The organism is Kitasatospora sp. NPDC029367, assembly GCF_055569135.1.
In genome coordinates, this window is the sequence record NZ_JBVHYH010000076.1 from 1 (window position 1) to 21,411 (window position 21,411).

At 73.2% G+C, this 21,411-nt stretch carries 13 protein-coding genes; 10 read left to right on the top strand and 3 right to left on the bottom strand.

All coding sequences use genetic code 11. The annotated features are described in order from the left end of the window. The first annotated feature begins 210 nt into the window (after window positions 1-210). From ACZ4W5_RS30910 to metG, 4 genes are all read left to right on the top strand, one after another. Window positions 211-813 carry a GNAT family N-acetyltransferase gene (locus ACZ4W5_RS30910; protein WP_465658260.1) on the top strand — a complete coding sequence of 201 codons (603 nt, stop codon included), beginning with the start codon at window positions 211-213 and terminating at the stop codon, window positions 811-813. Between the two features lie 534 nt (window positions 814-1,347). Next, complete coding sequence (locus ACZ4W5_RS30915) at window positions 1,348-2,196, top strand: helix-turn-helix domain-containing protein (protein ID WP_360242462.1); 849 nt, start codon at window positions 1,348-1,350, stop codon at window positions 2,194-2,196. Then, complete coding sequence (locus ACZ4W5_RS30920) at window positions 2,193-2,393, top strand: DUF397 domain-containing protein (protein WP_360242465.1); 201 nt, start codon at window positions 2,193-2,195, stop codon at window positions 2,391-2,393. The genes ACZ4W5_RS30915 and ACZ4W5_RS30920 overlap by 4 nt, the downstream gene beginning before the upstream one ends. A 133-nt stretch (window positions 2,394-2,526) precedes the next feature. Further along, window positions 2,527-4,248, top strand: a complete 1,722-nt coding sequence (metG, locus tag ACZ4W5_RS30925) for a methionine--tRNA ligase (protein WP_465658261.1) — start codon at window positions 2,527-2,529, stop codon at window positions 4,246-4,248. A 136-nt stretch (window positions 4,249-4,384) separates the two neighbouring features. Here metG and sbnB read toward each other — a convergent pair whose 3' ends face one another. After that, window positions 4,385-5,392, bottom strand: coding sequence for a 2,3-diaminopropionate biosynthesis protein SbnB (gene sbnB / locus ACZ4W5_RS30930; RefSeq protein WP_360242470.1), 1,008 nt, complete (start codon window positions 5,390-5,392; stop codon window positions 4,385-4,387). A gap of 106 nt (window positions 5,393-5,498) precedes the next feature. Continuing rightward, window positions 5,499-7,730 carry an MMPL family transporter gene (locus tag ACZ4W5_RS30935; RefSeq protein WP_465658262.1) on the bottom strand — a complete coding sequence of 744 codons (2,232 nt, stop codon included), beginning with the start codon at window positions 7,728-7,730 and terminating at the stop codon, window positions 5,499-5,501. Window positions 7,731-8,192: 462 nt separating this feature from the next. On the opposite strand from ACZ4W5_RS30935, the gene ACZ4W5_RS30940 reads away from it, so the two are divergent. Both ACZ4W5_RS30940 and ACZ4W5_RS30945 read left to right on the top strand, forming a co-directional pair. Further along, window positions 8,193-9,308, top strand: a complete 1,116-nt coding sequence (locus ACZ4W5_RS30940) for an ATP-binding cassette domain-containing protein (protein WP_465658293.1) — start codon at window positions 8,193-8,195, stop codon at window positions 9,306-9,308. Beyond that, the gene (locus ACZ4W5_RS30945) at window positions 9,305-10,123 is read left to right on the top strand and encodes an ABC transporter permease (protein ID WP_465658264.1); all 819 of its coding nucleotides are present in this window, start codon (window positions 9,305-9,307) and stop codon (window positions 10,121-10,123) included. The genes ACZ4W5_RS30940 and ACZ4W5_RS30945 overlap by 4 nt, the downstream gene beginning before the upstream one ends. An 89-nt stretch (window positions 10,124-10,212) precedes the next feature. On the opposite strand, the gene ACZ4W5_RS30950 is transcribed toward ACZ4W5_RS30945, so the two are convergent. Next, window positions 10,213-11,217 carry a helix-turn-helix transcriptional regulator gene (locus ACZ4W5_RS30950; RefSeq protein ID WP_360242482.1) on the bottom strand — a complete coding sequence of 335 codons (1,005 nt, stop codon included), beginning with the start codon at window positions 11,215-11,217 and terminating at the stop codon, window positions 10,213-10,215. A gap of 161 nt (window positions 11,218-11,378) precedes the next feature. Between ACZ4W5_RS30950 and ACZ4W5_RS30955 the strand changes: the two genes are divergently transcribed. From ACZ4W5_RS30955 to ACZ4W5_RS30970, 4 genes are all read left to right on the top strand, one after another. Next, window positions 11,379-11,681 carry a hypothetical protein gene (locus ACZ4W5_RS30955; RefSeq protein WP_360242485.1) on the top strand — a complete coding sequence of 101 codons (303 nt, stop codon included), beginning with the start codon at window positions 11,379-11,381 and terminating at the stop codon, window positions 11,679-11,681. A gap of 256 nt (window positions 11,682-11,937) precedes the next feature. Next, the gene (locus ACZ4W5_RS30960) at window positions 11,938-12,228 is read left to right on the top strand and encodes a hypothetical protein (protein ID WP_360242488.1); all 291 of its coding nucleotides are present in this window, start codon (window positions 11,938-11,940) and stop codon (window positions 12,226-12,228) included. 248 nt (window positions 12,229-12,476) lie between these two features. Beyond that, window positions 12,477-13,481 (top strand): 2,3-diaminopropionate biosynthesis protein SbnA, encoded by a 1,005-nt coding sequence (gene sbnA / locus ACZ4W5_RS30965; protein ID WP_360242491.1) that lies wholly within the window; start codon window positions 12,477-12,479, stop codon window positions 13,479-13,481. Next, window positions 13,478-21,367 carry an amino acid adenylation domain-containing protein gene (locus ACZ4W5_RS30970; RefSeq protein WP_465658266.1) on the top strand — a complete coding sequence of 2,630 codons (7,890 nt, stop codon included), beginning with the start codon at window positions 13,478-13,480 and terminating at the stop codon, window positions 21,365-21,367. Before sbnA ends, ACZ4W5_RS30970 begins: the two co-directional genes overlap by 4 nt. Window positions 21,368-21,411 lie beyond the last annotated feature (44 nt).

Sequence of the window (21,411 nt, forward strand, 5' to 3'; positions counted from 1 at the left end):
GTTAATGCGGGGCTACCATCACCCCGCTGGCGGTGGGGGGGGGGAGGGGAGAGAGGGGCGAGAGATTGGTTTTCTTTTGGAGGGGGGGGGGTGGGGCCCCCCCCCCCCCCCTTCCCCCCCCCCCCCGGGGCCCTTCCCTTTACCATCGGCCCATTGCACTAGTGCATACAACCATTGCCTCTAGTGCAGAGGCGCGCTACGTTCGGGGGCATGACCTCGAAGCCGCCCACCGCCACCACCCTCACCGGCCGCCACATCCGCCTGGAGCCGCTGGGGCGCCACCACCTCGCCGACCTCTGGGCCGCCGTCGGCTCCGACCCCGAGGTCTGGCGCTGGACCATGGACCTCCCGCCGGCCTCCGAGGAGGAGCTCGGCCGCATCCTCGACACCCGCGTCGCCGGGGCCGAGCGGGGCGACTCGGTGTGGTTCGCCGCCGTCGACCTCGCGACCGGCACCGCCGTCGGCATCACCGGCTACCACGACATCAACCCCGTGGACGAGTCCGTCGAGATCGGCGGCACCCTGTACGCCCGCTCCGTCTGGCGCACCGCGGTCAACACCGAGGCCAAACTGCTGCTGCTCACCCACGCCTTCGAGGACCTCGGCACCGGCCGCGTCTACTGGAAGACCGACGCCCTCAACGAGCGCTCCCGCAACGCCATCCTGCGCCTCGGCGCCCAGTTCGAGGGCGTCCTGCGCCGCCACCGCCTGCGCCCCACCGGCACCTGGCGCGACAGCGCCTACTTCTCGATGCTCGCCGACGAGTGGCCCCCCGCCAAGGCCCGCCTGACCGACCGCCTCGCCCGCGGCTGACGGCGGGCCCCGGCCCGGGTGTTATTCGTGCTCGGCGGGGGCGGAATGGCGCGGGATCAACTCCCTTTTCGTCGCGCGGAGTTCCCGGGGTTGCATGTTGACCAGCCAGACCAGCCAGCCGACGAAAAGGACGGCGAGGAGGAGGGCGGACAATCCGGCGACCAGAAGGGCATTCACCGGGGTGCGGAAATGCGCTGGGGAAGGTGGGGGCGGTGGGGGCGCGGGTGCGGGGGGCCGGGAGGGGGAGGAAGGGGCACGGCTGTCTCCGGTCGGTGATGCCGAACGCCCTGACCGTGCATCTGGGTGTATTTACGGCTGATTGGCAGGGCCGATAGGCGACTTGGCGACTGTTTAGGCGACAACAAGTCAGCGAGTGACACGGATGACCATAGGGTCAGGGTGCCAGAGTTGCTACCGAGGGACTGGACGTTCACTCCATCGTGGGGTATCCCCCAATTCGCTGGCTAGGGCCCGGTGTCCACGTCACACTTCACCGGAAGCATCGACCGAAGCCGCGATCCGGAGATGAGAGTCATGCCACCCCGCTTGTCGCCGACCGTCCGCCAGCAGCGCCTGGGGATCGAGCTGCGCAAGATGCGCGAACGCGTGGGCGTGACGCCCAAGAGCCTGGCCGCCACGATCGGCACCGACCTGCCGAAGATCTCCCAGATGGAGAACGGGAAGTCGGGGATCAGCGCCGACCGGCTCCGGACCTGGGCGCGCACCTGCGGCTGCCCCGACGGCCCGTACCTGGACGCGCTGCTCGCCATGACGCAGGACCGCCGGAAGTACTGGTGGGACGGCTACCGGGGGCGGATGCCCAGCGGCATCGTCGACATCGCGGAGATGGAGCACCACGCCGAGTCGCTCTCCATCCTCAACAGCACCTTCATCCCCGGACTGCTGCAGACCCCGGACTACGCGGCCGCGGTGTTCGAGCGGCTCCCCGCACAGCACCGCCAGGAGGCGGAGGTCCGGAAGGCATTCCGGATCCGGCGCCAGCAGATCTTCGTCGACCGCCCGAAGCCGTACAGCGCGATCCTGCACGAGTCCGCGCTGCGGATGCAGTTCGGCGGCCCGGCAGTGCTGCGCGACCAGCTGCAGAGCCTGCTGGCGAATTCCGAGCGCCCGGGGCTGGAGATCAGGGTGATCCCGTTCAGCGTGCCCACCTACACCGGCTCCGGGGAGAGCCTGTATCTCGCCCGCGGGCCCGTCCCGGAGCTCGACACCGTCCAGATCGACCTCACGCACGGGCCGAAGTTCGTGCACTCCGAAGTGGAATTGGCCTCCTACCGACAGATCAAGGAGAAGACCGCGGCGATCGCGCTCGGGGTGGCCGACTCCCGGGACTTCATCCGGGTCATACTGAAAGATTTCGCATGAACGTGTGGCGCAAGGCGTCGGCCAGCGGCGAGAGCACCGACTGCGTGGAGGTCAGGGCGTCGGGCGGCATGGTGGAGATCCGCGAGTCGGACCTTCCCGAGGTGGTCGTGCGGACGACGCCGCGCAAGTGGGCGGCGTTCGTCCGCGGGGTCAAGGCCGGGGAGTTCGACCGGTACGCCGACTTCACCCGTCCGTGAGGCCGCGCTGCCCCCGCCGCGGGCCCGGCGGCGGGACGGGCGGCGGTAGGCTTGGCAGCCCACAATGGACCCCTGCGCCTGGCACCGCACTCCGGGTGGGGTGCGCGTGCCGGAGAATTCGGAGCATCCGAGGATGGCTCGGCACCTGATCACCAGCGCCCTTCCGTACATCAACGGGATCAAGCACCTGGGCAACATGGTCGGGTCGATGCTCCCGGCGGACGTCCACGCCCGCTACCTGCGCCAACGCGGCCACGAGGTGCTGTACATCTGCGCCACCGACGAGCACGGCACGCCCGCCGAACTGGCCGCCCAGGAGGCCGGGTTGCCGGTCGCCGAGTTCTGCGCCCGGGCGCACGACGCCCAGAGGGCGGTGTACGACGGCTTCGGACTGTCCTTCGACCACTTCGGCCGCAGCTCCTCGCCGCAGAACCGGGAGATCACCCAGGAGATCGCCCGCGAGCTGCACCGCAACGGCTTCATCGAGGAGCGCTCGATCCGCCAGGTGTACTCCAACGCCGACGGCCGCTTCCTGCCGGACCGCTACATCGTCGGCACCTGCCCGCACTGCGGCTACGACAAGGCGCGCGGCGACCAGTGCGAGAACTGCACCCGGGTGCTGGACCCGACCGACCTGCTGGAGCCGCGCTCGGCGATCAGCGGCAGCGCCGACCTCGAGGTCCGGGAGACCAGGCACCTGTTCCTGCTCCAGTCGAAGCTGACCGAGGAGGTCGAGGCCTGGATCGCCACGCACGGCGACGACTGGCCGGTGCTGGCCTCCTCGATCGCCCGCAAGTGGCTGACCGAGGGCCTCCAGGACCGCTCGATCACCCGCGACCTGGAGTGGGGCGTCCCGGTGCCGGCCGACGTGTGGCCCGAACTGGCCGCCGAGGGCAAGGTGTTCTACGTCTGGTTCGACGCCCCGATCGAGTACATCGGCGCCACCAAGGAGTGGGCGGACGCCGCCCCGGCCGGGCAGCCGCGGGACTGGAAGTCCTGGTGGTACGAGGCCGACGACACCGTCCGCTACACGGAGTTCATGGCCAAGGACAACGTCCCGTTCCACACCGTGATGTTCCCGGCGACGATCCTCGGCTCGCGCCGCCCGTGGAAGAAGGTCGACTACGTCAAGGCCTTCAACTGGCTGACGTACTACGGCGGGAAGTTCTCCACCAGCCAGAAGCGCGGCATCTTCACCGACGTCGCGCTGGAGCTGCTGCCCGCCGACTACTGGCGCTACTTCCTGATGGCGCACGCCCCCGAGTCGGACGACTCCAGCTTCACCTGGGACCTCTTCGCCTCGGTGGTCAACAAGGACCTCGCCGACACCCTCGGCAACTTCGTGAACCGGGTGCTCTCGTTCAGCCGCAAGCGCTTCGGCGACGAAGTCCCGGCCGGGGCCGCGCCGGGCGGGGCCGAGGAACGGCTCGGCGAGCAGACCGCCGGCCTGCTGGCCGAGTACGAGGCCCAGCTGGAGGCGCTCAACTTCCGCAAGGCGGCGCAGGCGCTGCGCGCGCTGTGGAGCGCCGGGAACGCCTACCTGGACGAGAAGGCGCCCTGGCTCCAGGTGAAGACGGACCCGGAGGCGGCGGCGCTGACCCTGCGGACGGCGATGAACCTGATCCACCTGTACGCGGTGGTGTCCGAGCCGTTCATCCCGACCACGGCGGCCGCGATGCGCGGTGCCTTCGCGCTGGACGGGGACACCCGGACCTGGATCGACGGGGACGAGGCCCGGGCGCTGGACCTCGTCCCGGCCGGGACACCGTTCACCGTGCCGCCGGTGCTGTTCGCGAAGATCACCGAGGAGGACCTGGCGGCCTGGACGGCGCGCTTCGGCGGCTCCGAGGGCTGAGCCCCGGCGCGGGCGGAACACCGCGAGGGCCCCGACCGCCGGGCGGCGGTCGGGGCCCTCGTCGGTGGTGCCGGGCCCTTCGTGGGGGGCGGGCCCGGGGTCTGCGGGTCCGGGGTCGGCGGGCCCGGGGCGGGGGCTACCAGCGGGTGGTCTCCGCGAAGAAGCCGGGGATCTCGGTCGCCCGACCCGCCGCCACCGCCTCGTCGTGCACCAGCGCGCCGACCGCCAGGTCGAGCACGCCGAGGCCGAAGGGCGAGAAGACCACCGGGCGGTCGGTGCCGACGGCGACCTCGCCCTCGATCACCTGGGCCAGCGTGCCGGTGACGAACTCCCGGTTGCCGTAGAGCTGTTCGGCCAGGTGCGGAGAGGTGTTCGCCTTCATGCAGTGCTCCACGTCGTCGAGCACGTTGTACGCGCCGCCGATGATCTCCGGCGCGAGGTCGCGCAGCGAGATGTTGAGCACCAGCTGCCCGGGGGCGAAGGTCTCCGGGTCGAGGATGTACGGCTCGCCCGCGGTGGTGGCCAGCACCACCACGTCGGCGCCCTTGAGCGCCTCGTCCAGGCTCTCCACCACCCTGGCCGGGTAGCCGAGTTCGGCGTCGGCGTGGTCGACCAGCGCCCGGGCGTACTCGGCCTTGCGGTCGTGCACCACCAGCTCGTCGATCTCCCACTGCTGGGCGCCGAAGAACTCCAGGATGTTGCGGGCGATGATGCCGGCGCCCACCACCGCCAGCCGGCCCGCCGTACGGCCGCCGCTGAGCACCTCGGCGGCGAGCACGGCGGAGGCCGCGGTACGGGCCGCGCTGATCTGCGAGGCCTCCAGGACGGCGAACGGGTAGCCGGTCTCGTAGTCGTTCAGCAGCAGGGCGGCCGAGGCGCGCGGGAAGCCCCGCTCGATGTTGGCCGGGAAGCTGCTGATCCACTTGATCCCGGCCACTCCGACGCCGCCGCCGAGGTAGGCCGGCAGGGCGATGATCCGGGCGTCCGGCTTGGCCGGGAACCGCAGGAAGTAGCTGTCGGGGTTCACGGACTCGCCGGCGCCGTGGGTCAGGTAGGTCTCCCGGACCTCCTGGACGATCCGCGGGCGGGCTCCCGCGATGAGCTCGCGGGCGGTGGTGCCGTCGATGACTCTGAACTCGAACACGGTGGTGGCTCCAGTCGGGTCCGCCCGGTGCGGGCGGGGATCGGGCGGGACGGAGGGTCGGGCGGGGCGGAGGATCGGGCGGGGCGGAGGGTCGGGCGGGGCCTGGTCAGCCGACGTAGGCGCTGTCGGCCGGCTCGGGCCGGCCGGCGGCGGGGTTCGCCCCGGCGGCGTGCGCGGCGCGGGTGGTGCGGCCGCCGCCCAGCCAGCGCGGCAGGTACCAGTTGCCGTCGCCGAGCAGGGCCATCACCGCCGGCAGCAGCACCGCGCGGACCAGGGTGGCGTCCAGCAGGACCGCGACCGCCAGGCCGATGCCGAGCTGCTTGAAGTCCTGCATGCCCAGGGTGCCGAAGACCGCGAACACCGCGACCATGATCAGACCGGCGCTGGTGACCACCCCGGCGGTGTTGCGGATGCCGAGGCCGACCGCCTCCCGGCTGGACTTGCCCGAGAGGTACGCCTCGCGGATCCGGGAGACCACGAACACGTGGTAGTCCATCGAGAGGCCGAAGAGCACCACGAAGACGAACAGCGGCATCCAGGACTCGATCGCCCCCGGCGCCTTGGTGCCCACCAGCGAGGCGCCCCAGCCGTGCTGGAACACCGCGGTCATCACGCCGTAGGCGGCCGCCACCGAGAGCAGGTTGAGCAGGATCGAGGTGATCGAGATGGTCAGCGAGCGGAAGGAGAACAGCATCAGCAGGAAGGTGACGCCCATGACGAAGGCGAACACCGGGACGATGCTGCGGTCCAGCTGGTCGTTGTAGTCGACCGAGAAGGCGAGGTCACCGGCGACCAGCGCGGTGGTGCCCGGAACGGTCTTCAGGGTCTGCGGGACGATCTGCCCGCGCAGCGCCGACAGGGCCGCCTTGGAGGTGGCGTCGGTGCCGCTGCCCGCCAGCGGAACGCTGATCTGGGCGATGTTCTTGTCCTTCCAGTACCGCACGTCGATCTGGTTGCCGGTCTTCCCGGAGGCCAGGGCGGCCTGCTTGAAGTCCTCGATGCTCTTGGCGACCTGCGGCGAGTCGATGTTGTCGGCCTTGACCACCACGGTGGCGGGCGAGGGCGACCCGGGGAACTCGCGGTCGATCCGCTGCGAGATCGAGACCAGCGGGTTGTCCGAGGGCAGCAGCTTGTCCATGCCGAGCTTCTCGGTCTTCATGCCGAGCGCCGGCAGGGCCAGCACCAGCAGCACCGCGGCGGACAGCAGCGCGAAGATCCCCGGGCGGGCCAGCACGCCGCGCAGCAGCGCGTTCGCGGGCTTCGGGCTCGCCGCGGCGGCCTGCCGGCGCTTGCTGATCCACGGGATCCGGCCCGACGCGACCTTGTCGCCGAGCATCGACATCAGGGCCGGCAGCACGGTCATCGAACCGACCACCGCGACCGCGACGACCTCGATGGTGGCCATCGCGAAGCCCTCGAAGACGGTCAGCCCGGAGAGGAACATGCCGGCCATCGCGATCATCACGGTGAGGCCGGAGACCATCACCGAGTGGCCCGAGGTGTGGGCCGCGATCCGCAGCGCGGTCGCCTTGTCCCGGCCGGCCGCCCGCTCCTCGCGCTCGCGGCGCAGGTAGAACAGGCAGTAGTCGACGCCGACGGCGAGGCCCATCAGGAACATCACCGAGTTGGTCATGCCGTCCACCGGCACCGCCTGGCTGCTCAGCGCGAGCAGCCCGAGCGCGCCGATGCAGGCGGTGACCGCCAGGGCGACCGGCAGCACGGCCGCCACGAAGGCGCCGAAGACCACCAGCAGGATGCCCAACGCGACCGGCAGGGCGGTCAGTTCGGCGCGGGTGAAGTCATCGCCGAGGCTGTCGTTGATGCCCTTGAGGGCGGTCGCGCCGCCGAACTCGCCGAGGGTCACCTGGGGGTGGGCCTTGGCGGTGTCCTGGACGGCGGTGATCACCGGGTCGATCCGGTCGGCCGCGGTGTCCGGGTCGCCGGTGACGGCGAACATGATCAGCGCCGAGTGCTTGTCGGCCGAGAAGGCCTGGGTGGTGTACGGGTCCCGCAGGTTCTCCGCGAGACCGGTCTTGTTGACCGCGTCGGCGGCGGCCTGGACGGCGCCGCGGAACTCCGCGGAGTCCGCGGTCAGTGCGTCGCTGTGGACCAGGATCAGCTCGTTGACCGGGTCGTTGATCCCGGCGTCCTTGAGGACCTGGGCGGCCCTGCCGGACTCCCCGGTCCCGTAGTCGGCCTGGGTCAGGCTCTTCTGCCCGACCATGCCACCGAGCACGGTGACCAGGATGACCAGGATGATCCAGCCGAAGACGGCGGTCTTGCGGTGCTGGGCACTCCACTCGCCCAGCCGGGCCGCGAAATTGCTCTGACGTGCCATTACCTCTCCTGCGATCGGCGGCAATGATCAAGCCGCGGTGGCGACAGACGGGTTGGATGTGTCCTCACCGGCTTGAGGGGGACCGGGGGAATACCCATGACCGTAGGCCCTCGCGAACGGCTTTGGAGCCCCTGGGAGTTGCAGCATCCTGCGGTGGCAAGCTGCTGCCAGCGGAGCCGGGCCGGAGCCCCTTACCGGCCCCGTTTCCCCGGTGCTACGGTCGGTCCCCGTTGAGGGACAACCATTCGAGCGGACCACATTCGAGTGACGCCGGGCCGATGATTCGGGAAAGTCGGCCGGCCGCCCCGTGCGACCGACCGGTCGTCGAGTGCGCGAGCACCCGACCGGGCCCGAGGGCCGACTCCGAACGATTCCACTGAATTTCACGATTCCGCGCCGGAATGTGTTCCGGCGTCTGCTTTCCGAACGATCCACAGACCTCCGTGGAAGGGGGAATGAATGATGGACACCGCAATCAGGGCGACCGGACTCGGCAAGAGATACGGCGAGCACCACGCGCTCAGGGGCGTGGACCTCGAGGTCGCGGCCGGCACCGTGCTCGGCCTGCTGGGCCCCAACGGCGCCGGCAAGACCACCACCGTCCGACTGCTGGCGACCCTGCTGGAACCGGACCAGGGGCGGGCCGAGGTGGCCGGCTTCGACGTCGTACGCCAGCAGCGCCAGGTGCGCCGGCGGATCGGCCTGGCCGGTCAGTACGCCGCCGTCGACGGGCTGCTCACCGGTCGCGAGAACCTCGAACTCCTGGGCCGGCTCCTGCACCTGGGGCGCAAGGGTGCCCGGGAGCGGGCGGCCGAGCTGCTCGCCCGGTTCGAGCTGGAGGACGCCGCCGAGAAGCCGGCCCAGACCTACTCCGGCGGCATGCGCCGCCGGCTGGACCTGGCCGCCGCGCTGATCGGCCGGCCCGAGGTGCTGTTCCTGGACGAGCCGACCACCGGGCTGGACCCGGCCAGCCGGCTGGTGCTCTGGGAGATGGTCCGCGAGCAGGTCGCCCAGGGGGTGACCGTGCTGCTCACCACCCAGTACCTGGAGGAGGCCGACTTCCTGGCCGACCGGATCCTGGTCATCGACACCGGCACGGTGATCGCCGAGGGCACCCCGGACGAGCTCAAGCGCAAGGTCGGCGAGGAGTGGCTGGAGGTGGGCGTCGGCACCGACGCGGCCGTCGCCCAGGCGCTGGCCGTGCTCGCCCCGGTGGCCGCCGCCCAGCCCGAGGTGGACCGCACCGGGCGCCGGATCACCGTCCAACTGGCCGACGGCATCGGCACCATCGCCGCCGCCGCGGTCGCCCTGGAGACGGCCCGGGTGCCGGTGACGGACTTCGCGCTGCGCCGTCCCTCGCTGGACGACGTGTTCTTCCACCTGACCGGGCGCGGCACCCAGGTCGGCCGGGCCCCCGAGGCGGGCGCTCCGGCGCTCACACCGGGCGCATCGGACGCACCGGAGCCGCGGGCCGGGCAGGACGAGCGGCCCGGGCAGGGCGAAGCGGGCAAGCAGGGCGGGCAGGGCGAACGGGAACCGGTGGCGGCCGCCGCCGGACGGACGGGAGACGAGCAGTGAGCGACATCGGCGCCCCGGCCGGCCTCGGCACGGCCCTCGGAGACACCGCCGCGCTGATCGGCCGCCACCTGCGGCACCTGCGGCGCACCCCGGAGAAGATCATCGCGATCACCCTGACCCCGGTGACCATGGTGGTCGTGCTCGGCTACCTGTTCGCCAGCGTGGTGACCGTGACCGGCTCCGGCGAGTACCACGACTACGTGATGGCCGGGGTGTTCGCCCAGGTCGGCCTGACCTGCGTCGGCGTGGCCGCGCTGGGCGTGGCCACCGACCTGCGCACCGGGCTGATCGACCGCTTCCGCTCGCTGCCGATGGGCCGCTCCGCCGTACTGGTCAGCCACACCGCGGCCGACCTGCTGACCGCCGCGGCCGCCACCTTCGCGGTCTCCCTGGCCGGCCTGGGCGTCGGCTGGCGGATCCACACGGACGTCGGCTCGGCGGCGCTGGGCTTCGTCCTGGTGCTGGCCTTCGCCTACGCGATGCTCTGGCTGGGCGCGCTGGTCGGCATGCTGATGCGCAACGCCGAGGCGATCAACGGCATCTCGGCGCTGTTCCTGGTCGTGCTGTCGTTCCTGTCCAACTCGTTCATGCCGCTGTCCGGGCTGCCCGCCTGGCTGCGCGCGGTGGCCGAGTGGAACCCGGTCAGCCTGGTGGCCTCGGCCTGCCGCGAGCTGTGGGGCAACGCCCCGACGGTGGTCGGCACCAGCCTGCCGGACCGGCACCCGGTGCTGCTCGCGGTGATCGTGGTGGCGGCCCTGCTCGCGGTGCTTGTCCCGGTCAACCTGCGGGTCTACCGCACCGCGGTGACGCGTTGACGCACCACCCGGCCGGCCGGGACGGACGGGACGGCAGTCGTCCCGTCCGGTCCGGCCGGCCGCGTCCGCGCGCCGCCGGAGGGCTGCTCTCAGTCGCCCTCGCGCGGCGGCGCACCGCCCTGCAGCAGACCGCGCTCACCGGCGATCACCCCGGCCTGGAAGCGGCTCCGGCCGCCGAGCCAGGCCATCAGTTCCGCGGTGATCCGGCGCGAGGTGCGCACCGAGACCCCGAGCTTGCGGGCCACCACCTCGTCGGTGTGGCCCTGGGCGAGCAGGCTGAGCACCGCCATCGCCTGCGGGTTGAGGCCCTCGGCCCCCTTGGTCGGGGCCTTCCCGTACGGGGCGGCGTTCTCCCAGACGTACTCGAACAGCGCGCAGAGCGCGGAGACCAGTCCCGGACCGGACAGCACCAGGGCCCCCACGCTGGTGTCGTCCGGATCGGTGGGGACGACCGCGACCTTGCGATCGAAGATCACCAGGCGCATCGGGAGCGACGGGGCTATCCGCACCCGGGCGCCCCGCTCGGTGAGCCACTCCAGGTGGGCGATGGTGCCGCCGTCGTTGGCGGCGCTCTCCAGGTAGATGCTGCGCATCTGCACGCCCCGGTCGAAGACCTCCTGGTCGGCGACCTGGCCGGCTCTTCGGGCGGCCGGCGACTGTCCGCCGCCGGTCGCGAATCCCATGATCTCGCTGACGCACGAGTGCGAGAGCTCCTCCAGCCGGAGCCGGATCTGGTCGACGCCCTCCAACTGTTCGACGCCCAGGCCCCGTTCGCCCTTGCGGCTCTCGGCGTACTGCGCGACCAGCTTGGCCGCCTCCAGCCTGCTGTGCGCTATCTGGCGCTGCCGCTCGGCGAGTTCGACCTCCTGGCGGCCGATCAGCATGGCGAGGCTGACCTCGGGGTTCACCAGCAGGAGGTGCCCGGGCTGCAGCTCGGAGTGCCTGATCAGGGTGAGCCGGGCCAGTCCGTCCAGGGCCTCCCGGACGCGCTGTTCGGGCCACTGGAGCTCCTGTGCCACTCCGGCGATTCCGAGTTCAGGCCTGGCCAGCACCGTCCGGTACACGGCCTCGGCGTCGGGATCCAGTCCTAACACTGACAGCACCGCCTGCCCCCCCGATGTTGCGAACCTGATGACGCCACGTCATTGCCGGATCTCGGGGGCATGTTACGACACCCAGCCCACAACCACCGCGTTTTGGGGCCCAGGCCCTTACCTGCGGACTTCGAGCGGGTCCACCCACGAGAGGATTTGACATGTATATCACTGTCGGACGTCTGGTTCGGGGTATCGTCGAACCGGAACAGGTCACGCCCGACAAACTCGTCGAACTACTCCGGAACGCCGCCGAGCCGGCCGACGGACTGGAGCACGTTTACGTCGAGATCGACCCGCTCGGTGCCGATCTGGTCTTCTTTCTCGGCCCCGCGAAATCCGGAGAGCCGGATTCCGCAGCGCAACGGATCACCCGCCGTTGCCTGCGTGACGCGCCTGAACTGCGCGGATGGCGGCTGGCGGCCGAATTCAGCGACGACCGGCTGCCGTTGTTGGAGGAGTGAGCTCCGGGGCGGGCGCTGTGCAGGGTGCTGCCAGGGCAGGACCCTGACATGGAGAACTGTGGCACGGAACGTGTGTGCGAGACAGACTTGGTCACGCCGAAGGGGGCCGGAACCCCCTTCCGCAGGATTCGAGAGCCGGTCCCGCGCGGTCATTCACCGCGGGAATTGAACCAGGCACAGCACTCATCCGTTTCGTCTGTTTCTCGGCCGCCGCCGATTTCACGGCCCGCGGCCCTATTGCCACCGGGGGTTCACCATGAGCAGCATCACCATTGTCGCCGCCCGTACCGCCGCCGTCCTCGGCCTGCTGGTCGCCGGCGCCGCCCTCACCGCGCCGGTCGCCGGCGCCGCCACCGCCGTGGCCGCCCCGGCCGAGGCGCGCACCACTTCCGTCCACGGCGACGACATCATCTGGGACGGCCCGGTCACCAAGGCCGTCCCGGTCCGCGTGACGACCGCCTCCGTGCACGGCGACGACATCATCTGGGACGGTCCGGTCGCCAAGGGCACCGGCTCCGTGCACGGCGACGACATCATCTGGGACTGACCTCCCAGCGGCCCGGCACGGGGACCGGACCCAGCAGGGCACTCATCCGCCCGAAGTCGTTCCGCCGCCGCCGATTCCACGGCCCGCGGCTCCATTTGCCACCGGGGGTTCACCATGAGCAGCACCACCGTCACCACCGCCCGCACCACCGTCGGTCCGGCCGGCCCGGCCACCGGTTCCGCGCACGGCGACGACATCATCTGGGACTGACGTCCCGTCACTCTCCTGACACCGAAGGGGAACGGGCGATGCCCATCATCAGAACGCCGCAGGAGTTCAACGAGGACGAACTCTTCGTCGACCTCCGGGCGATGTTCGACTACCCGCTGTACCTCAAGTGCGAGGGCTTCAACTTCGCCGGCTCCGTCAAGCTCAAGGCGGCCCTCAGCATGGTCGACGCGGCCGAGCGGGACGGCCGGCTGAACCGGGACTCCGTCCTGGTGGAGTCCTCCTCGGGGAACCTGGGGATGGCGCTGAGCATGATCGCCTCCGTCCGGGGCTATCAGTTCATCTGCGTCGTCGACCCACGTACGAACTTGTCCACCCGGCAGCTGATCGAAACACTCGGCGGCAAAGTCCACATGATCACCGAGCCGTCGCCGGAGACCGGCTTCCTCGGTGCCCGGCTGGACTTCGTCCGCGAGCTGTGCGCCTCCTCGCCGCGCTACGTCTGGCTCAACCAGCACGCCAACCCGGACAACTGGCGCGCCCACTACCGCACCACCGCGCCGTCGATCCACCGCCAGTTCCCGGACCTCGACCTGCTGTTCGTCGGCGCCGGGACCACCGGCACGCTGATGGGCTGCGCCCGCTACTTCAAGGAGCACCGGCCGGACACCCGGATCGTCGCGGTGGACAGCGTCGGCTCGGTCACCTTCGGCGGCGAGCCCGGCCCGCGGATGCTCCCCGGCCTGGGCGCCGGCGTCCGGCCGGCCCTGCTGGACGAGAGCTTCGTCGACGACGTGGTGCACGTGCCCGAACTGGACACCGTCCGCACCTGTCACCGACTGGCCCGCGGCGGCTTCCTGTTCGGCGGCTCCACCGGGACGGTGGTCAGCGGGGCCACGGCCTGGCTGGCGGAACACCGGCTCGGCCAGGACGTGGTCGCCGTCGCCGTCTCGCCGGACCTGGGCGACCGCTACCTCGACACCATTTACCAGAGCGCCTGGGTGCGCGACATCTACGGCGCCGACGCGCTCGATGCCGTAGACCGCCGTACGCCGCCCAACGCCATTGCCACGGGGGTAAGATGACGATGCGTCATACAGCGCTGTTTTCTGAATTTCCTGAACCGGGGCGGCCCGGAGAACTGCCGCTGTCCGACGCCCAGCGCGAGATGTGGTTCGCCCAGCAGCTGGACCCGGGCAACCCGGTGTTCACCATGGCGGACGTCCTGGAGCTGACCGGCCCGCTGGACCACGAGCGGCTGCGGGCCGCCTGGCAGCGCGTGCAGAACCGCACCGAGTGCCTGCGGGTGCGCTTCGCCGAGCGCGACGGCCTGCCGGTGCAGATCGTCGAACCGCCCCGCGAGCGTCCCCTCCCGGTGCTCAACCTGACCGGCGAGCCCGACCCGCGCGCCGCGGCCGAAGCGTTCCTGGAGTCCGAGGGACGCCGTCCGTCCACCCTCGGCCCCGACGCCTTCGCCGCCACCCTCGTCCTGATCGGCCCCGAACTGGCCTGGCTCTACGTCCGGGCCAACCACATCCTGGTCGACGGGTTCAGCCGCGCCCTGGTCTACCGCCGGCTCGCCGCCGAGTACGACCTGCCCGACGCCGAGCCCGCCGTCGACCCGACCCTCGCCGAACTGCTCGCCGAGGAGCGCGACTACCTCGCCTCCCCCGCCCACCAGCGCGACCGCGCCTACTGGGCCGAGCGGCTGGCCGACGGCATCGAACCCACCGTGCTCTCCGGCCACCTCGGCCCGCCCGCCCGCCACACCCTGCGCAGCACCGGCCTGATCCCCGCCGCCACCGTCACCAGGCTGCAGGACGCCGCCTGGGCCGAGCGGGTCACCTGGCAGACCCTGCTGATCGGCGCCACCGCCGGCTGCCTCGCCCAACTCTGCGGCACCGACCGGGTCGTGCTCACCCTCCCGGTCGCCGCCCGCACCACCCCGCTCGCCCAGTCCGTCCCCGGCATGCGCGCCAACTTCCTGCCGCTGCCGCTCGACGCCCACCCCGCGCTCGGCCGCGACGGCCTGCTCACCCAGGTCGCCGCGGCTCTGCGCGGCACGCTGCGCCACCAGCGCCACCGGCACGACGCGATCCGCCGCGAGCTCGGGCTCACCGGCGACGCCGGCCGCACCTTCGGCCCCACCGTCAACGTGCTGCAGACCGGCGGCGAGTTCGCCCTCGGCGACTGCCGCGCCCTGGTCCGCAACCTGTCCACCGGCCCCGTCCCGGACCTCCAGATCCTCTTCCTGGACAGCGGCGAGGACGGCTGCGAGCTGCGCGTCGACGGCGACGCCGACCGCTACCCGCAGGAGCGGCTCGACCTCTTCCGGGACGCCCTGCTCGGCTACCTGGAGGAGTTCTCGACCGTCTCCACCGAGCTGCCGGTCGGCCGGATCACCGCGCTGCCCGCCGCCGAGCGCGAGCGCGTCCTGGTCGAGTGGAACAGCTACGGGCAGCAGCCCGAGGCCTTCACCGACGTGGTGCCCCGGATCCGCGCGCTCGCCCAGGCCCGTCCCGGCGCCGTCGCCGTCCAGGACGACGCCGGCCGGCTCGACTACGCCGAGCTGGTCGCCCGGGCCAGCGCGCTCTCCCGCCGGCTGCTCGCCGCCGGCGCCGGACCGGACCGGCTGGTGGCGATCGCCGCCGCCCCCGGCACCGGCTTCGTCACCGCCGTCCTCGGCGTGCTCGGCGCCGGAGCCGCCTGGCTCCCACTGGACGTCCAGGCCCCGGCCGCCCGCGGCGCGGCGCTGGTCGAGGCCGCGGGCGCCGCCGTCCTGCTGCACGGCGAGGACCAGCGGCCGTACGCCGACACCCTGCTCGGCGCCCTGCCGCAACGCCCCGCCGTGCTCGCCCTCGACGACGCCCGCGACCAGGAGCTGCTGGCGCCCGCCGGCGGCCCCGCCGAACTCGCCTACGTCATCTACACCTCGGGCTCCACCGGCCGCCCCAAGGGCGCCATGGTGCACCGCGACGGCATGGTCAACCACCTGCTCGCCAAGCACGCCGACCTGGAACTGTCCGAGGCCGACACCGTGGTGCACAACGCCCCGGTCACCTTCGACATCTCGGTCTGGCAGATGCTCAGCCCGCTGGTCGCGGGCGGCCGGCTGCGGGTGGTCTCCCGCGAGCTCGCCGCCGACCCGGGCGCCCTGTTCGCGCTCGCCGACGCCGAGGGCGTCACCGTGCTGGAGGTCGTCCCCTCGCTGCTGCGCGCCGCCCTGGACTCCTGGGAGGCCGGCGCCCCGCTGCCCGCGCTGCCCGCGCTGCGCCGGCTGGTGGTCACCGGCGAGGCGCTGCCCGCCGACCTGGCCCGCCGCTGGTTCGCGCTGCGCCCCGGCATCCCGCTGGTCAACGCCTTCGGGCCGACCGAGTGCTCGGACGACGTCACCCACGCCCTGATCGGCTCCCCCGCGGAGCTGGACTCGGTGCGCGCCCCGATCGGCCGCCCGGTCCGCGACACCCGGCTCTACGTCCTCGGCGACTCGCTCCAGCCCGTCCCGGCCGGCCAGCCCGGCGAACTGTACGTGGGCGGGCGCGGCGTCGGCCGCGGCTACCTGAACGACCCGCGGCGCACCGCCGGGGCCTTCGTCGCCGACCCGTACGCGGCCGCGCCCGGCTCCCGGATGTACCGCACCGGCGACCGGGTGGTGCACCGCGGCGACGGCCAACTGGAGTTCCTGGAGCGGGTCGACCACCAGGTCAAGATCCGCGGCCACCGGATCGAGCCCGGCGAGGTCGAGGCCGCGCTGCGCACCGTCCCCGGCGTCGCCGACGCGGTGGTCACCGTCGCCCGCGACCCCTCCGGCGGCGCCCGGCTGGTCGCCCACCTGACCGGCGGCGCCGACCCGGCCGCCGTCCGCACCGAACTCGCCCGGGTGCTGCCCGACTACATGGTCCCGGCCGTGCTGGTGCCGCTGGCGGCGCTGCCGCTGACCCCCAACGGCAAGGTGGACCGCAAGGCCCTGCCCGTCCCGGACTTCGGCGCGCTGCGCGGCGAGCGGCGGGCCCCGGCCACCGAGCGCGAGGCGCTGCTGTGCGCGCTGTTCGCCGAGGTGCTGGAGCTGGACGGGGTCGGCGCCGACGACGACTTCTTCGCGCTCGGCGGGCACTCGCTGCTGGCCGGCCGGGTGGTCACCGGGCTGCGTGCCCGGCTCGGCGTCGAACTGCCGATCCGCACCCTGTTCGAGGCGCCCACCCCGGCCGCGCTGGCCCTCGCCCTGGACGGCGCCGCGCCGGCCCGGGAGAAGCTCACCGCCGGCCCGCGGCCGGAGCGCATCCCGCTCTCCCCCGGGCAGCAACGCCTGTGGTTCCTCAGCCAGTTGGACGCGGCCGGGGCCACCTACCACCTGTCCCACGCGGTCCGGCTGACCGGCCCGCTGGAGCGGGCGGCGCTCGCCGAGGCACTGGCCGACGTGGTCGCCCGGCACGAGAGCCTGCGCACCGTCTTCCCCGCCGAGGACGGGCGCCCGCACCAGCTGGTGCTGCCGGTCGGCGAGGCCTGCCCCGAGCTGCCCGTGGTGCCGTTCACCGGCCGCCCGGCCGAGGAGCTGGACGCCGAACTGGCCGCCCGGGCCGGTGCCCCCTTCGACCTGGCCGTCGAACCGCCGCTGCGCGCGGTGCTGTTCGAGACCGGTGTCGAGGAGCACGTGCTGCTGCTGGTGCAGCACCACATCGCGGCCGACGGCTGGTCGGTGCGCCCGCTGGTCGACGGCCTGCAGACCGCCTACCGCGCCCGGCTGGCCGGGCGGGCCCCGGCCTGGGCCGAACTGCCCGTCCAGTACGCCGACTACACCCTCTGGCAGCGCCGCCTGCTCGGCGAGCCGGACGACCCGGCGAGTCTGATGAGTCGTCAGCTCGACTACTGGGCCACCCAGTTGGCCGGGCTCCCGGAGGAACTGGCACTGCCGGTGGACTTCCCGCGGCCGGCCGTACCCAGCTACCGGGGCGCCACCGTGCCGCTGCGGCTGGACGCCGGGGCGCACCGCGCCCTGGCCGAGCTGGCCCGGTCCACCGGCGCCAGCCCGTTCATGGTGGTGCAGGCGGCGCTGGCCGTACTGCTCGGCAAGCTCGGCGCCGGCACCGACATCCCGCTCGGCACCCCGGTCGCCGGACGCACCGACGGCGCCCTGGACGACCTGGTCGGCTTCTTCGTCAACACCCTGGTGCTGCGCACCGACCTGTCCGGCGACCCGACCTTCCGCGAACTGGTCGGCCGGGCCCGGGAGACCGTGCTGGCCGCCCTGGCCCACCAGGACGTGCCCTTCGAGAAGCTGGTCGACCGGCTCGGCGCCGGGCGCTCGCTGGCCCGCCAGCCGCTCTTCCAGGTGATGCTCGCCTTCCAGAACAACGCCGGGGCCCGCCCCGAGCTGCCCGGGATCACCGCCGAGGTCAGCCCGGTCGGCAACGGCACGGCCAAGTTCGACCTGGCCTTCGAACTGGTCGAGCGGCACGGCGCCAGCGGCGAGCCGGACGGCCTCACCGGCACCCTGGAGTACAGCACCGACCTGTTCACCGAGCGGACGGCCCAGGGCCTGGCGGACCGCCTGACCCACCTGCTCGGCCTGCTGGCCGGCGAGCCCGACCGGCCGCTCAGCGGCCTGGACGCCCTGCTGCCCGAGGAGCGCGAGCGGCTGCTCGGCTCCTGGAGCGGGGCCGCCACCCCGACCACCGTCGGCGCGGTCCAGCTGCCGGCGCTGTTCCAGGAGCGGGCGCACCGCGCACCCGAGCGGCCCGCGCTGCGCTGGTTCGAGGACGGCGCCGTGCGCGCCGAGGTCGGCTACGGCGAGCTCAACGAGCGCGCCAACCGGCTCGCCCACCACCTGATCGCCCTGGGCGCGGGCCCCGGACGGATCGTCGCCCTGGCGCTGCCGCGCACGGTCGACGCGGTCGTCGCGGTGCTCGCGGTCCTCAAGACGGGCGCGGCCTACCTGCCGGTCGACCCGGCGTACCCGCGCGAGCGGATCGCCTACCTGCTGACCGACTCCGCCCCGCTGGCCGTGCTCGGCCACGGCTCGGTGGCCGGGCGGCTGCCGGAGCAGCAGGACGCACCGGTGCTGCTGCTGGACGACCCGGCGACCGCCGCCGCGATCGCCGCCGCCCCCGCGCACGACCCGACGGACGCCGAACGGACCACCCCGCTGGGGCCGGACCACCCGGCGTACGTGATCTACACCTCCGGCTCCACCGGCCGCCCCAAGGGCGTGCTGGTGCCGCACCGGGCGGTGGCCGCGCTGGCCGCCGAGCACGACCGCTTCGGCGTCGGCGAGGGCACCCGGCTGCTCCAGTTCGCCTCGTTCAGCTTCGACGCCGCCGCCTGGGAGCTGCTCACCGCGCTGCTGGGCGGCGCCGTCCTGGTGCTGGCCGCGGAGGCCGACCGGGCGCCCGGCGAGCCGCTCGCCGAGCTGGTCGCGACGGCCGGCATCGAGGTGGTCTGCCTGCCGCCGACGGTGCTCGCCGCCTGGCCCGCCCGGCTGCCGATGCCCGAGGGGCTGACCCTGATCACGGCCGGCGAGGCCTGCCCGCCCGAGCTGGTCGAGCGCTGGTCCGCGGGCCGGCGGATGCTCAACGCGTACGGCCCGACCGAGACCACGGTCTGCGCCACCGTCAGCGAACCACTGGCCGGAGCGGTCAAGCCGCCGATCGGCCGACCGCTGGCCGGCGCCCGGGTGTACGTGCTGGACGAGGCCCTGCGGCCGGTCCCGCCGGGCGTGATCGGCGAGCTGTACGTGGCCGGCGCCGGGGTGGCCCTGGGCTACCTGCACCGGCCGGAGCTCACCGCCCAGCGCTTCACCGCCGACCCGTACGCCGACTCGTACGGCGGCTCGAACGGCGGCTCGAACGACCGGATGTACCGCACCGGGGACCTGGTGCGCTGGACGGCCGACGGCCAGCTGGACTACGTCGGCCGGGTCGACGAGCAGGTCAAGCTGCGCGGCTTCCGGATCGAGCTCGGCGAGATCGAGACCGCGCTGCTCGCGCAGCCGGGCGTCGAGCAGGCCGCCGCGATCGTCCGCGAGGACCGCCCCGGGGACAAGCGGCTGGTCGCCTACGTGACCCCGGCCGGCCTGCCGGTCGGCGAGCTGCGCGCCGCACTCGCCGCGGAGCTGCCCGACTACCTGGTGCCCTCCGCGTTCGTCCCGCTGGAGACCCTGCCGCTGACCGGCAACGGCAAGCTGGACCGCCGGGCGCTGCCCGCGCCCGACTACGCCGCCGCCTCCACCGGCCGGGCCCCGGCCGACGCCCGGGAGGCCGCGTTCTGCGCGGTCTTCGCCGAGGTGCTCGGACTGCCCGGGGTCGGCGCCGACGACGGGTTCTTCGACCTGGGCGGCGACAGCATCGTCTCCATCCAGCTGGTCAGCCGGGCCCGCGCGGCCGGGCTGGTGGTCACCGCGCAGGACGTCTTCACCCACCGGACCCCGGCGGCGCTGGCCGTGGTGGCCCGCGACGCCGAGGGGCCGGAGGCGGTCGCCACGGTCGGCACCGAGGACGGCGTCGGCCCGCTGGGCCAGCTGCCGATCGGGCACTGGCTGCGCGAACTCGGCGGGCCGGTGGACGGCTTCCACCAGGCCGTGCTGGTCCGCACCCCGGCCGACGCCACCCGGGAGTCGCTCACCGCGGCCCTCCAGGCCCTGCTGGACCACCACGACGGGCTGCGGCTGCGGCTGCTGCCGGACTGGTCGCTGCTGATCGGCGAGCCCGGCACGGTCGACGCGGGCGCGCTGCTCTCCGTCCTGGACGGCCCGGCGGCCGACTGGCCCGCCGAGGCGGTCGCCAACCGCGAGCGGCTGGCGCCGTACCAGGGCGGGATGGTCCGGGCGCTCTGGCACCCGGCCGGCCGCGAGCTGCTGCTCACCCTGCACCACCTGGTGGTCGACGGGGTGTCCTGGCGGGTGCTGCTGCCCGACCTGGCCCGCGCCCACGCGGCCGTACGGGCCGGCGAGCCGGTCCGGCTGCAACCGGTCGGCACCTCGCTGCGGCATTGGTCCGGGCTGCTGGAGCGGACCGCGGGCACGCCCGAGGTGCGCGCCCAACTCGACTGGTGGCGCGCCGAGTCGGCCGGCGGGCAGGCCCCGCTCGGCCACCGGGCCGCCGACCCGGCGGTGGACACCGCGGCCACCGCCCGGACGCTGCACCGCGTCCTGGACACCGACACCACGGCGGCGCTGCTCACCGAGGTCACCGGGGCGTTCCACGCCGAGGTGAACGACGTGCTGCTGACCGCCCTGGCGCTGGCCGTCGCCGACTGGCGGCGGCGCACCGGGCGGCCCGAGGGCGCCGTCCCGGTCGAGCTGGAGGGCCACGGGCGCGAGGAGTTCGCCCCCGGCGTGGACCTGTCCCGCACGGTCGGCTGGTTCACCACCGCCTACCCGCTGCGGCTCGACCCGGGCCCGGTGGACCTGGCGGAGGCGCTGGCCGGCGGCCCGGCCGCCGGGCACAGCCTCAAGCTGGTCAAGGAGCACCTGCGGATGGTGCCCGGACACGGGCTCGGCTGGGGCCTGCTGCGGTACCTGGACAAGCCCGGCCCGGACGGGCACAGCTTGGACGGGCACAGCGCCAATGAGCTGTCCGGCGCCGCCCGGCCGCAGCTCGGCTTCAACTACCTGGGCCGGCTGCCCGCGCCCACCGGCGAGGACTGGTCGCTGACCGAGCAGTCCGCCGCCCTGGCCGCCGGGTCCGACCCGGGGATGCCGCTGCCGCACGTCCTGGACGTCAACGCGGTGACCGAGGACGGCCCGGACGGACCGCGGCTGAGCGCCCGCTGGACCTGGGCCGGCCAGGCGCTGGCGCAGGCCGACGCCGAGGCCGTGGCCGACGGCTGGTTCACCGCCCTGCGGGCCCTGGTGAAGCACACCCGGGAGCCCGGCGCCGGCGGCTGGACACCGTCCGACCTCGACCTGGTGGCACTCAGCCAGGACGAGATCGACGAATTCGAGGACGAGATGAACGACTGGGGGGACGAGCTGTGACCACGGCCTCGGCCGAGCCCCGCACCGGGCGACGCCCCGGACGG

Bases quoted from the DNA above. Each gene is read 5' to 3' on its own strand.
- ACZ4W5_RS30940 (WP_465658293.1), top strand. From the start codon at position 8,193: ATGGACACCGCAATCAGGGCGACCGGACTCGGCAAGAGATACGGCGAG.
- ACZ4W5_RS30960 (WP_360242488.1), top strand. From the start codon at position 11,938: ATGAGCAGCATCACCATTGTCGCCGCCCGTACCGCCGCCGTCCTCGGC.
- ACZ4W5_RS30920 (WP_360242465.1), top strand. From the start codon at position 2,193: ATGAACGTGTGGCGCAAGGCGTCGGCCAGCGGCGAGAGCACCGACTGC.
- sbnA (WP_360242491.1), top strand. From the start codon at position 12,477: ATGCCCATCATCAGAACGCCGCAGGAGTTCAACGAGGACGAACTCTTC.
- metG (WP_465658261.1), top strand. From the start codon at position 2,527: ATGGCTCGGCACCTGATCACCAGCGCCCTTCCGTACATCAACGGGATC.
- ACZ4W5_RS30955 (WP_360242485.1), top strand. From the start codon at position 11,379: ATGTATATCACTGTCGGACGTCTGGTTCGGGGTATCGTCGAACCGGAA.
- ACZ4W5_RS30915 (WP_360242462.1), top strand. From the start codon at position 1,348: ATGCCACCCCGCTTGTCGCCGACCGTCCGCCAGCAGCGCCTGGGGATC.
- ACZ4W5_RS30935 (WP_465658262.1), bottom strand. From the start codon at position 7,730: ATGGCACGTCAGAGCAATTTCGCGGCCCGGCTGGGCGAGTGGAGTGCC.
- ACZ4W5_RS30970 (WP_465658266.1), top strand. From the start codon at position 13,478: ATGACGATGCGTCATACAGCGCTGTTTTCTGAATTTCCTGAACCGGGG.
- ACZ4W5_RS30910 (WP_465658260.1), top strand. From the start codon at position 211: ATGACCTCGAAGCCGCCCACCGCCACCACCCTCACCGGCCGCCACATC.